At 59.2% G+C, this 12,989-nt stretch carries 8 protein-coding genes; 2 read left to right on the forward strand and 6 right to left on the reverse strand.

Annotated elements, in window-relative coordinates; all coding sequences use genetic code 11:
- Positions 1-198: 198 nt before the first annotated feature.
- Positions 199-1,095 carry an RNase adapter RapZ gene (gene rapZ, locus ACMHYW_RS10665; protein ID WP_414501505.1) on the forward strand — a complete coding sequence of 299 codons (897 nt, stop codon included), beginning with the start codon at positions 199-201 and terminating at the stop codon, positions 1,093-1,095.
- 115 nt (positions 1,096-1,210) lie between these two features.
- On the opposite strand, the gene ACMHYW_RS10670 is transcribed toward rapZ, so the two are convergent.
- Both ACMHYW_RS10670 and pmbA read right to left on the reverse strand, forming a co-directional pair.
- Positions 1,211-1,813 (reverse strand): hypothetical protein, encoded by a 603-nt coding sequence (locus ACMHYW_RS10670; protein ID WP_414499895.1) that lies wholly within the window; start codon positions 1,811-1,813, stop codon positions 1,211-1,213.
- 199 nt (positions 1,814-2,012) lie between these two features.
- Positions 2,013-3,350, reverse strand: coding sequence for a metalloprotease PmbA (pmbA, locus tag ACMHYW_RS10675; RefSeq protein WP_414499896.1), 1,338 nt, complete (start codon positions 3,348-3,350; stop codon positions 2,013-2,015).
- A gap of 127 nt (positions 3,351-3,477) precedes the next feature.
- Between pmbA and yjgA the strand changes: the two genes are divergently transcribed.
- Positions 3,478-3,999, forward strand: coding sequence for a ribosome biogenesis factor YjgA (yjgA, locus tag ACMHYW_RS10680; protein ID WP_414499897.1), 522 nt, complete (start codon positions 3,478-3,480; stop codon positions 3,997-3,999).
- A gap of 159 nt (positions 4,000-4,158) precedes the next feature.
- On the opposite strand, the gene ACMHYW_RS10685 is transcribed toward yjgA, so the two are convergent.
- The 4 genes from ACMHYW_RS10685 to rng form a co-directional block, all read right to left on the reverse strand.
- Positions 4,159-5,829, reverse strand: a complete 1,671-nt coding sequence (locus ACMHYW_RS10685; protein ID WP_414501506.1) for a formate--tetrahydrofolate ligase — start codon at positions 5,827-5,829, stop codon at positions 4,159-4,161.
- A 211-nt stretch (positions 5,830-6,040) separates the two neighbouring features.
- Complete coding sequence (tldD, locus tag ACMHYW_RS10690) at positions 6,041-7,507, reverse strand: metalloprotease TldD (protein ID WP_414499898.1); 1,467 nt, start codon at positions 7,505-7,507, stop codon at positions 6,041-6,043.
- Positions 7,508-7,544: 37 nt separating this feature from the next.
- Entirely contained in the window at positions 7,545-11,438 is a 3,894-nt protein-coding gene (locus ACMHYW_RS10695) for a YhdP family protein (RefSeq protein WP_414499899.1), read from the reverse strand.
- Positions 11,439-11,442: 4 nt separating this feature from the next.
- Positions 11,443-12,906 (reverse strand): ribonuclease G, encoded by a 1,464-nt coding sequence (gene rng, locus ACMHYW_RS10700; RefSeq protein ID WP_027705889.1) that lies wholly within the window; start codon positions 12,904-12,906, stop codon positions 11,443-11,445.
- Between the last annotated feature and the right edge of the window lie 83 nt (positions 12,907-12,989).

Below are 12,989 nucleotides of genomic sequence, written 5' to 3' on the forward strand. Positions count from 1 at the left end.
CCTGATACAGACCAATACCCGCGTAAAATGGCGGCCTTTGACGTTCGATCATGCTACCCTGTCAGGGCTTCTTCATCCGGGGCGGAACCCGCCGATATGTGCTATTTCCGCAACTAAAACAGAGGCCGCATGGCCTGCCGTTTCAGTCCGGGTGGTACCTTCATTTTCCTTATGGCTGTTGCCGGGAGCTACCTCATGATGAAGCTGATCATCATCAGTGGTCGATCAGGATCGGGAAAATCCATTGCGCTACAGGCACTGGAAGACATCGGCTATTACGCGATCGACAACCTGCCCGCCATGCTGCTGGTGGCACTGCTGGACGAACTGCGCCATCAGTCACCGGAACGTCGCCACGTTGCCGTCAGTATCGACGCCCGCAATCTACCGACCGCGCTGGCCCACCTCCCTGAGCTAATCGACACACTAAGCCAGCACGACATCGACCTACAGATCGTCTATCTGACGGCCGAAACGCAAACACTGCTGGAGCGCTATTCGGCGACGCGACGCCGCCATCCGCTGACGCGCGACTCCGACATGACACTCTCGGAGGCGATCGAGCATGAAGAACAGTTCCTCGGCCCGATTCGCAACATCGCTGATCTGCTGATCGACACGACCAGTCTGTCCGTACATGAGCTGCGCCGCCGTATCACCGAGCAGGTCGCCCAGCACTCGGGCCACCAGATGACGCTGAGCTTCGAGTCTTTTGGCTTCAAGCACGGCGTACCGCACGATGCCGATATGGTGTTCGACGTACGTTGTCTTCCCAACCCGTACTGGGATGCCACCCTGCGCGACTATTCCGGCCGTGACACGCCTGTCATTGAATTTCTAGAGCGCTACCCCGAAGTCAGCGCGATGCGCAACGACATCATCGCGTGGCTAGATAAATGGCTGCCCGCCTATCTGTCCAGCCAGCGCAGCTACTTTACCGTTGCCATCGGCTGCACCGGCGGTCAGCATCGCTCGGTCTACTTGGTCGAGCAGCTGGCGCACCACTTTGCGGCCCAGTTCCGCAGCGTGCGCATCCGCCACCGTGAACTGCGAATTCATCAGGCCGTGGTGCCACAGGAAAAGCACCCCGACTGATCACTTTGCCATGCGACCAATGAAAAAGCGCCCGCCTGAAATCATCAGACGGGCGCTTTTTCATTAGAAGGGAGATCCCCCTTGCAAGCAATCACCCCACAGCATTACGCAGCGCCTATCGCAGCAACGCAATGCCAAAGACAGCAAGAATGAAGATGACGGGCAGCAGCGTCGCAATAATCCCCAGCGTCATGCCATAACGAGTCTTGACCATATTCTTATCGCTGAACGTCACGCTGCTATGTGCCTTGCCTAAATCGGATGCCCCCATGATCCAAGCAGCAAGACCTAGTGGCCAGAACATCAACAGCCCTAGGATGCCGAAGGTCAGAATGAGGCTGCCACGTCCGCTTTTTACTGATGGCTCTTCCGCCAACGCTTCCGACGCCGACACTGCTTTGCCTTTATGAGTAAGCGCCTTAACTACCTGATAGATGAATACAGCGAGAAGTACCCAAAATATGACCTGAGCAGCCATAAAAATGATGCCATTAATCATATAGAGAATGATGAACCTATGAGATTCATAAGACCCATAAGACACTAGCGTTATTGTGATGAATTCCGCAACATCACTTATCAGTGCGGCCGATATTGCCACTAGAACTGTCCAGGACAGCCCTTTTCTGACAGGAACCAAACGAGTTAAGACAATGGTAACAACGACAAGCTCCAACAGTATTTTCAACAGAATAGGCCATATGAATGCCAGTTGCATTGTTTCCCCCATTTCCAGATAGTAAGCAGTAAATTATTAAAAGCGTCGAAATAGTGCACCCAAATACCGATGAGGTCAAACACACAGAGGGCACACTATAAGTTGATCAAATCGGTACTGTTATAATCGAATAATATCAATAAAAGGCGGCCTATAAGACCACCATTTATTGATATGTACCGTATCAAAATATTTACCGTTAACTTGCCAGCGTCATACCGTCGATCAACCAACTTCCCGTATGCAGATTGCTACGCACGTCGGTGTCGTCACCAACAGCCTGCAGGTTGCGGAACATGTCACGCAGGTTGCCTGCGATCGTAAAGTTTTCGACCGGATAGGCCACTCTGCCGTCTTCGATCCAGAACCCCGCCGCACCGCGCGAGTAATCCCCCGTCACGGTATTAACGCCTTGCCCCATTAGCTCCGTGATCAGTACGCCGCTGCCGATCTGGCGCAACAGGTCATCGTATGCCGTCAGCGGTGCGTCGATACGCAGGTTACGCGCACCGCCAGCATTGCCGGTCGTGGTCATGCCCAGACGACGTGCACTGTAAGCGGACAGCATATAGCTGGCCAGCGTGCCCTGTTCAACGAAGCGATTGTCACGGGTATACACGCCATCGCCATCGAAAGCACTGCTTGCAAGCGCTCCGCGCAGCTGGGGCTGTTCCAGCAGCGAGAACCACTCGGGGAAGATTCGTTCGCCTAGCGCGCCATGCAGGAACGAGGCTTCGCGGAACATAGCTCCCCCAGCAATGGCACTCAGGAAGTGCCCCGCCAGCGTACGTGCCATGGCCGGGGCCATAACAACAGGATAACGGCCCGTTTCGGGACGACGGCCGCCGAGGCGAGCGAGTGCCTTGTCGGCAGCCTGCTGGCCAATAAGCTGTCCATCAACCAGCTGACGGGGATCACGCGCCGAGGTGTATTCATAGTCGCGCTGCATGCCATCACCTTCACCTGCAATCAGCACGCACGACAGGCCATGAGAGGTACGCTGCTGGCAACCGATGAAGCCATTGCTGTTACCGTAGACCGCAGCACTGCTGGATGTTGAGCAGGAGGCCCCTTCGGAGTTACGAATGCCTTCGACGGCCAATCCCGCTTCTTCACACGCCTGAGCGTAGGCAATAGCCTGCTCGGCGGTGATGTCCCATGGGTGATACTGATCCATGTCCGGCTGCTCGCGCGCCATCAGATCGGCCTCTGCCAACCCAGCAGCGCTATCTTCTTCAGTAAAACGAGCAATGTCGCAGGCCTTCTCCACCGTCGCTCGGATCGCCTCGGGGCGCGTATCCGACGTCGAGGCACTGCCCTTGCGCTGGCCGCGATAGACCGTGATGCCGATGTACTGGTCGCGCGACTGGGATAGAGTATCCACATCCCCTTTGCGCACGCTGACTTCCATATTCTGTGAAGCGCTGGCGGCCACCTCGCAGGCGGTTGCACCATACTGCTTAGCCTGAGCGAGCGCATCTTCGACGCGCGCGGTCAGAAGCATACGCTCCGCTTCGATATCGAACGTTCCGCTCATGCGGTTCTCCTGCCTCGGCAGCCGCTGTACGTGGACTGCTCTTTTCATGAAATCGCGTCTCGATGCAGAGCCGCCGCATCGAGCCTGTTATACTGGCGTCATTCTCTTACAGGACTAGGATGCCGAAATGTCGACACCTTCTGACCGTGATGCTGCCCTTGAGCAGCAGGATCTGCCACCCAGCAAATCCGAACTGAAACGCCAAATGGAGCATCTGCAAAAACTGGGACGCCAGATCATCGAACTGGCGCCTGAAATTCGTGCTCGCTTGCCACTCTCCGACGACATGCTAGCAGCCGTCGAGGAAATGGGCCGCATTCGCGCCAATGAAGCGCGTCGCCGCCACATGCAATATGTCGGTAGGGTGATGCGCAGTGAAGACATCGTCGGTATCGAAGCGGCGTTTCTGGCCATGGAGCAGGAAGAAGACCTTCGCAACCGCGAGTTTCACCTGCTTGAACAGACCCGTGACCGCCTGATCGCTGAAGGCGACGATTTTGCGGGCGAGATCATGGCGCAGTATCCCGATATCGACCGTCAGCTGCTGCGTCAGCTCATTCGCAACGCGCGTCGCGAACGCGATGCAGGCAAGCCTCCGGCCAGCGCTCGCAAGCTGTTCCGCTTGCTGCGCGATGTATCGGGCCTTTAAGGGCCTACTCACCTTTTCCTGCTGGCGGCAGCCGTGCTGCCATGTCAAGCGAGGGTGGTCATCATGCCTGTTTCACAGGAGGAGTACCACCCCGCAGAACCGTGCCCGTTCGTGCTGGCGATCAGGCACGGTGAACGGCAGCAACGCCGCCGTCTTCTGCTAGAACAGCCCGGTCACTCGACCATCGGGCAGCACATCCATGTCCAGCGCCGCAGGACGTTTGGGCAACCCTGGCATGGTCATAACGTTACCCGTCAACGCAACGATGAAGCCTGCTCCCAGCGAGACATGGAATTCACGGACGTGTAGCACGAAGTCCGAAGGACGTCCAAGTAGGGTAGGATCATCCGACAGCGAGTACTGGGTCTTGGCAACGCAGACGCACAGCCGATCCCAGCCCAGACGCTTGAAATCCGCCAGCTGCTTAGCAGCCTTTGATGAAAACTCGACGCCTTTCCCACCGTAGACGCGCGTAACCAGCGTCTGCAGCTTGTCTTCGATCGACGCAGCGGTGTCATACAGCGGGCGATAGTGCCCCTTGTGCTGCTTGATGAGCGCCAGCACTTCTTTCGCTAGCGTTTCACCGCCCGCCCCACCTTCCGCCCAGACACGACTTTCAGCAACAGGATAGTCGCGCGCATCGCACCAGCTGTTGATGAACGCCAGCTCATCCTCGGTATCACTGGTGAAGCGGTTGATGGCGACCACGAACGGCAATCCGAACGCCTTAATGGTCTCGATATGCTTCTCGAGATTCTCCATCCCGCGCGCCAGCGCTTCGACATCTTCATAGCCGAGCTGGTCTCGCGCCACACCGCCGTGCATCTTAAGCGCTCGTGCCGTGGCGACAATGACGACCGCTTTCGGTGACAGGCCGCCCATGCGCGCCTTGATGTCGAGGAACTTTTCAGCCCCTAGATCCGCGCCGAACCCCGCTTCGGTGACCACGTAATCGCCCAGCTTGAGCGCCATACGGGTTGCCAGCAGGCTATTGCAACCGTGGGCGATATTGGCAAACGGACCGCCGTGTACCAGTGCTGGCGTGTTCTCCAGGGTCTGGATCAGGTTAGGATTGAGGGCATCTTTGAGCAGCAGCGTCAGCGCGCCTTGCGCACCAAGGTCGCTGACCTGCACCGGACGCTGATCCCATGTCCACGCCACGACCATGCGCCCCAGTCGTTCACGCAGGTCATCAAGGCCATTGGCGAGACACAGAACCGCCATGATCTCTGAGGCAACCGTGATCTGAAAACCATCTTCACGCGGAATGCCGTTCGCCGGGCCGCCCAGACCAACCGTAATCTGGCGCAGTGCACGATCGTTAAGATCAACGGCACGCTTCCAGACCACACGGCGAGGGTCGATGCCCAACGCATTGCCTTGGTGCAGGTGGTTGTCGATCAACGCAGACAGCAGGTTATTGGCCGCCGTGATGGCATGGATATCGCCCGTGAAGTGCAGATTGAGCTCGTCCATGGGCACGACCTGGGAATAGCCGCCGCCTGCTGCGCCGCCCTTCAGCCCCATATTCGGTCCCAGAGAGGGTTCACGCAGGGCAATGATGGCGCGTTTGCCTAGACGATTCAGTGCCTGGCCCAGCCCGACGGTAACGGTCGACTTGCCTTCACCCGCCGGTGTCGGGTTGATGGAGGTCACCAGAATCAGTTGGCCATCAGGCGCATCTTTCAGGCGTTCCAGAATATCGATCGACAGCTTGGCCTTGTAGTGCCCATACGGCATCCATTCTTGTTCCGACAGCGAGAGCTGAGCCGCAATCTCACCGATGGGTTTCATGGCCGCCTGCTGAGCGATCTCGATGTCCGAGCCGATACGCTTTTCTACCACAGCATTCTCCCTTGAGCGTGAAGAGACCGATAACCTGTAGATCTCTGGATGATGAACACGTTGCACTGCGTTGTTGTTGTTGCCGGCCGCCCATCAGTGAGCAGCTCGGGCACTGCGCATCCGCCTGTCATCTTGCTAGCAAGCGCTGCGCCATAACAGAACAGGGCACCTGAGAAGGTGCCCTGCATCATCGTTATTATGCTTGCGTCCCACCTACGGTGAGTGCGTCCAGCTTGAGCGTTGGTTGCCCGACCCCGACCGGCACGGACTGCCCTTGCTTGCCGCAGACTCCGACGCCCTCGTCCATGGCCGAGTCGTTACCAATCATCGAGACCTGGCGCATCACCTCTGCCCCACTGCCAATCAGGGTGGCACCTTTGACGGGCGTGGTGATCTTGCCGTCTTCGATCAGCCACGCTTCGCTGGCAGAAAAGACGAACTGCCCAGACGTGATGTCGACCTGCCCACCCCCAAAGCTGGTGGCGTACAGCCCATGCTTGACGCTGGCAATGATTTCTTCCGGCGCATAGTCACCCCCGAGCATGCAGGTATTGGTCATGCGCGGCATGGGCAACGATGCATAGGATTCACGACGACCGTTACCGGTGGGGGCCATGCCCATCAGACGCGCGTTCAACTTGTCCTGCATGTAGCCGACCAGAATGCCGTCTTCGATCAGCGGCGTGCACTGCCCCGGCGTTCCTTCGTCGTCTACTGACAGCGAGCCACGGCAGTCAAGCGGCGTGGCGTCGTCGACGATCGTAACGCCCTTTGCGGCGACCTGTTCACCAATGCGCCCCGAGAAGACCGAGCTGCCACGACGGTTGAAGTCACCTTCTAGCCCATGACCCACCGCTTCGTGCAGCAGAATACCCGGCCAGCCGTTGCCCAGCACTACCGGCAGCGTACCGGCGGGAGCTGCCACGGCGTCCATATTGGTCAGTGCTTCCTTGACGGCAGAACGCGCATAGCGCTCGGCCACCCCGCGAGCACGCAGCGTCGCTAGATCGAAGCGGCCACCACCACCCGCACTGCCGCGTTCGCGACGGCCGTTGCGTACCGCAATAACCGAGACGTTGAAACGGGTCATCGGGCGAATATCTGCCGCCAGCGTGCCATCGCTGGCACGCACCAGAATCACTTCGTAAGATGCGGAAAGCGATACGCTGACCTGCTTGACGCTCGGATCGCAGGCACGTGCGATGCGGTCCGCTTCTTTCAACCAAGCCACCTTGTCATCGGCGGTCAGCCCTGACAGCGGATCAGCACTTGCATAGCGGGTATCGAAGGCACACGGGCGGGCCGCAGCGACACTTCCCTGCTGACCACTGCGGACGATACGGGAGGCGGTCTGACCGATCTCGCGTAGCGCCGCTGCGTCGATACGACTGGAATAGGAAAAGCCCGTCCGCTCTCCGGCGAGGGCTCGCGCACCGACACCGCTGTCGATGCTGTAGCTGGCATCACGCACTTCGCCGTCTTCCAGCGACCAGTGCTCCTGCCAGCCTTTCTGGAAGAACAGTTCGGCCAGATCGACGCCCGGCCCCATCGCGTGGCCCAGTGCCACATCCAGCGTGCCGAGATCAAGATCACCCGGCAGCAACAGGGTACGCTCGGCTTCCTGCAGCATATCGTCGGCAGAGGGTCTGTGCGTATCCGTCATTAGCGAAATCCTTGCGAAGGAAGGACGCCTGAACGCATCAGTGCGTCGTTTCCAGTGTAAAGGTCGGGGCATCCCACGAGCCCTCGACCCGATAATGAAGTTCGGTCAGCTGATTGAACTGGTCACCGAAGAGCCAGTTGGTGCCCAGCAGCACGGCTCCGAGCTGTGGCAGACCGGTTAGCAGCGCGGCGATCGGTAGCCCTTGCATCACGGGCACGGTCACTCCGACGCGCTGATTGACCGTACGCTGTAGCAGGTCGATCTGGCCATCGGAAGAAAAATGCGTCACGGCAGCATCAATCTCGACCGGGCCACGCGTGATCAGAATGCCATCACTGAAGGTACCACTGCCTTTGATACTATTGAAGGCCGTCCCCGAATGAATCACGTCCGTGAAGTCCAGCCGCAGGCGACGCAGAATATTGTTGAGATTGAGCAACCCAACCATGCGCACCGACGTGGAGTCGATGCTCATAAAGCGTCCTGCCTTGACGTTAGCATCCAGCGACCCCGTCGCGGTACCGAGCGTAGGCTGCCACGGCGCCCCCGGCCATGCAAAGGCCATGTCGATCGTACCGCCTTGCGTGGTATGCACCACCTCTGGCTGCCCGAACGCCGCCAACAGCTCAGCGAAGTCGCCCAGATCGAGATGAGCCTTGCCTTGGGTAACACTGGCTTTGCCCGCCTTCATCCAGCGCCCAGACATATTCAGCACCGAACCTTTAAAGGCCAGTTTCATGCTGTCTAGCGACAGCATGTCTGCTGTCGTCTGCCAGTGTGCCGTCAGATCTCCGACAGCCTGCCCTTTCAGCAAAATCTTCGCAATGCGCAGCGTACCATTGGGCACATTCTCTAGCGTTTCCGGCAGCGCTACGGGATCGACGTGGGGTCGTGGGATGGCGAACACTTCATCCGTTAGTTCGTGGCCCTCCTGCTGACGCTCGGATTGCATCAACCCCGTGATGCCATCCAACGACAGGGTATCCAGCGCCAAATCGAACTGATCCTTCGATCCTGGTAGCCACGTCAGGCGACCGTTCATCAGATTTCCCGTGGCGTCTATGCGCCACAGGCCGCGCTCATCGGCATTACCGTTGAGGCGCACTTGTCCAAGGCACTGCTGATTCAGCGCAATGCACGGCGTGTCGACCAGCAGGCGGCGGATGGCGGGTGCTGCCGCACTGCTGTCCGACGTTGACGTCGTGCTGTCCTGGTGTCCGACGGCCGTCATGTCGAGCGCCTTGATCGCAGGCATCCACTCATCAATAGCCACGCTCGGCGTGGTCCAGTGCACCGTCCAGCCGGGGCTGTCATCCCACGGCTGGCGCACTAGCGGCCAATGCTCGACCCACAACTGCCCCTGAGTCATGTCGTTGCGCCAGCGGGCCCACAGTCGTCGGTCGATCAGCGCACTGCCGTCACCGTGGGTCAGGTCCATATCGATCTTAAGCGGTGCCGCTTCATCAGCCTGCTTGCCCAGAGGAGCGGGCAACGGCAGGGTCACCCCCTCCAGAGTACTGTCGATCAGCAAGCGTGTGACATCACCGATTTCCAGCAGCGCGCGGTAGGATGTCTGACCATGTGTATCCGGTGCCAAGCCACGAAATGCAAGCCAATCCAGCGCCACTTGTGCATCGGCTTTGCCCTCGACACGAATATCTCCGTCGGCATCCTTGAACGCCAGCGTAGCGTGAGCGGGTCCGCCGAACGCACTGCCCTTGGCGTCGGCCGTCAGGCGCGTCTGATCCCCTATCAGCGAGAAGCGCGCCGTACCATCGATATCGCGAATATTCAGATCATGCGGTTGAATGTCCAGCTGACCGCGCTGGATCCGCCCGCTCGCCTCGACCTTGACCGGCTTGCCCTCTTCAAACGGCACGTCAACATCCAGCGTGGCCTGTAACGGTCCGCGGGCCTGCCACGGTGCGATCGTCTTCTTCAGTGAGGGTGACAATGCCGCCTGCTTGAGCACACGAAGCAGCGCGCCTGTATCGCCGGTTACGGGCGAATGTACGGTCAGACGGTCGTCTGCATAGCGTGCTTCAGCCTGTCGCCCGACCAGTCCCAATAACGTGGCACTATCGATACGCGCCACCATACGTTCATCGCGATAGTCCAGATGTCCCGCAACGTTCGTCAACGCCGGCCAGCCCGGCAGATAGGCCAGCTCAACATCCTGCAGATCAAACGACAAATCAGAACTCAGGTGATGCTCGGTCTTCGCTCCCAGCGGGCGCTCCAGCTTAGCCAGCTCATCTTCCAGCGGCATCGACAACGCAATGTGCGCACGATTAACGCGCCCACGGTGAATGTTGGTCGCCAGCCACTCTCCCAGTGCAGGCGGCAAGGCCTGCGTCGGCAGCCAGTCCCGGCTGTCCTTGACCACGGCATTCTGCGCATCGAGCGTCATGCTGAATGCGCCTTCGCCTCGGTCCGGAGCCCAAAGCGACAGTGATCCCTGAAGCGTTGCGCCATCACGCACGATGTCGATCGGATCGATCTTGAGGCGCCAGTCGCTGTCGTTTTCTCGCTGCCAAGCCAGACGGGCATGCCCCTGCGACAACGTCCATTCACGTGGGAAAATACTCGGCAAGGAAAAAGTCGCGCCCGGCGCAAGGGTCACATCCAGTGTCCCGTTACGTGTATCGGTCTGCAGTTGGCCGTCGAAAGGCCCCAGAACAGGAATATTGTCCCAGCCCGAAACGCGCGCCTGCTGAAGCTGAGCGTCAACACTGACGCCGTGCGTACCGTCAAACGTCAGCGACAAAGCCGCTACGTGGCCGCGTGGATCAAGCTGTGTCAGACCGCTGCGCAGCCCCGCCGAGGAAGGCAGCATCGGCCATACCATCGACAAATCCGTGATATCGAACGCGGGAAACTGCATGACCAGCGAGCGCGCATCACCTTTCAGCGTGGCCGTTGACGGCAGCTGCGATGGCCCCAATCCATTTTTGCTGTCGCGATGTTGGAGCAGCATATCCTGCAACTGCCCTTGCCATGCCTGACCGTCCCAATGCAACTGACCGTTCAGAGCCAGACGCCCCGAGGCCCACTGGCGCGGCACTACGTCTTCACGCAATACCATGAAAGAAGGAATATCCACTGCCGCAGAAGCATCGCGGAGACGATGGTCGGCCCATGTAGCGGCCAGCCTGACGCTACCCTGCAAACCCACCTGATAGTGGCGACCGCTGCCCAGCAGTGTCAGCAGCTCACCCGCTTGACGACCATCCACGTCAATGCCCACCTGCCACGGCGCGCCGCGGGTACTGGTGGTAACCAGCGACAGCTGCGCCAACGCAGCATCGTCGCCCTGCTGACGCACGGCAGCCTGCCAGTGAACATCACCGGTAGCGGAATGACTGGACGACAGCGAGGGCAGCTCGAACACCATCGTTCGCTGCAGACCTTGCAAGGTAACGCGGAGATCGTCGACGGCCACATCGGCAGGACGCAACTGTTCCAGCCATTGATCAATGCGATCCCAGCTCAGCGCCTCAGCGTCGTCATGGTCATCCTTGGAAGAAGAAGAGATCAGCAGCCACTGACCATCCGGCTGCTGTTGAAGTGCAATATGAGGCTGACTGGCGTGCAGTGCGCTCACTACCGCACCGCCCGTCATGGCATGCCACAGATTGAGCTGCGCGTCGGCCTGCGCCAGCGATACCGCCTGATGATGCGTAGATGCATCTTCAAGCGTCAGCTGGCTGACCTGTATGCCCAGCGTGCTGCCCTTGAGCGATACCACCAGCTCATCGGCATGGCCGTCCAACTGTTCGGGAATTGGGAGATAACGACGCCAAGAAGCCAGATCGACATCCCGAAAATGCCACGGCGCGACGTGCAAACTGACGAGCAGCAGCACGATGATCAGTACGAGCGACGCGATCAGCGCCAGCCCGCAGCGTAACAGGATTCGGGATACCCGCATCGACCTACCCCAGTACGATGTCGTACTGCTCCTGATAATAGTGGCTTTCGGCCTGGAACCGCACCGGCAGACCAATGAAGGCCTCCAGCTCGGCTACCGCAGGCGCAGTGTCGTTGAGGAAGCGCTCGACCACCGACGTCGACGCCAGTACCAGATAGCCACTGGCCCGGCTCAGACGATTGATGCGCACAATTTCCCTCAGGATCTCATAGCATAGCGTCTCTGCGGTTTTCTGCGTGCCGCGCCCTCGACATGTCTGACAAGGTTCGCACAAGGTCTGTTCAAGACTTTTACGCGTTCTCTTGCGCGTAACCTGTACAAGTCCCAGTTCGGTCACGCCGGACAACTTGGTGCGGGCAAGGTCGTGTTCCAGCGCTTTCTCAAGGGTACGGATGACTTGGCGCTGGTGTTCACTTGACGCCATGTCGATGAAGTCGATGATGATGATGCCGCCCAGGTTGCGCAGCCGCAGCTGGCGCGCAATGGCCTGTGCCGCTTCAAGGTTGGTACGGAAGATGGTGTCTTCGAGATTGCGATAGCCCACATAGCCGCCCGTATTGACGTCGATGGTGGTCATCGCTTCAGTCTGATCGAGGATCAGGTAGCCTCCCGACTTGAGTGGCACCTTGCGCTCAAGCGCCTTCTGCAACTCGTCCTCGACACTGTACATCTCGAAGATCGGCCGATCGCCGGTGTAGTGCTCAATGCGCTCGGACAGCGCGGGAATGTAGTCTTCGGCGAACTGCTTGAGCTTCTCGAAATTTTCACGCGAGTCGACGCGCACGCGCTCAACGTCATCGCGCATCAGATCACGCAGCACGCGCAGGAACAGCGGCTGATCGTAATAGAGAAGCGAGGGCGCATGCTGTTCAATGCGCCGCTCCGACAGCTTGCGCCACAGATGAGCCAAGAACTGCATGTCCAGCGCCAGCGCTTCGTCATCGGCCGCCTCGGCCGCCGTTCTTACGATAAAACCGCCCGATAGCAGATCGCCCCACGGTGCACGCAGTGCTTCGATAGTTTGGCGCAGCCGCTCGCGGGTCGCCTCATCCTTGATGCGCTGGGACACGCCAAGGTGGGAAGCCCCTGGCATATACACCATGTAGCGGGAAGGCAGTGAGAGGTGCGTGGTCAGACGCGCCCCTTTTGTGCCAATGGGATCCTTGACCACCTGCACCACCAGCCGCTGTCCTTCATGCAACAGCGTCTGGATGGGGGGGATCTGATCGGCATGCAGCTGCTGTGCAGCCACTTCCTTGACGTGAATGAACGCCGCGCGCTCTAGCCCGATATCGATGAAGGCGGCCTGCATGCCGGGAAGCACGCGAACCACCTTGCCCTTATAGATGTTGCCGACGATCCCCTGACGGTGGTGCCGCTCAATGGCCGCCTCCTGAAGGACGCCATGTTCGACCAGTGCAACACGCGTCTCCATTGGCGTCAGGTTGATGAGCACCTCGCCACTCATGAATCACCCCGATTATTCAGACACAGAAGCCCGACGGATACGGCCTGCAGGGCCGCACCCCGCGTCGAGTGCTTCGTGAAACA

Origin of the sequence: Zymobacter sp. IVIA_12111.31 C1, assembly GCF_047495495.1 — a bacterium.
Lineage (GTDB): Bacteria > Pseudomonadota > Gammaproteobacteria > Pseudomonadales > Halomonadaceae > Zymobacter.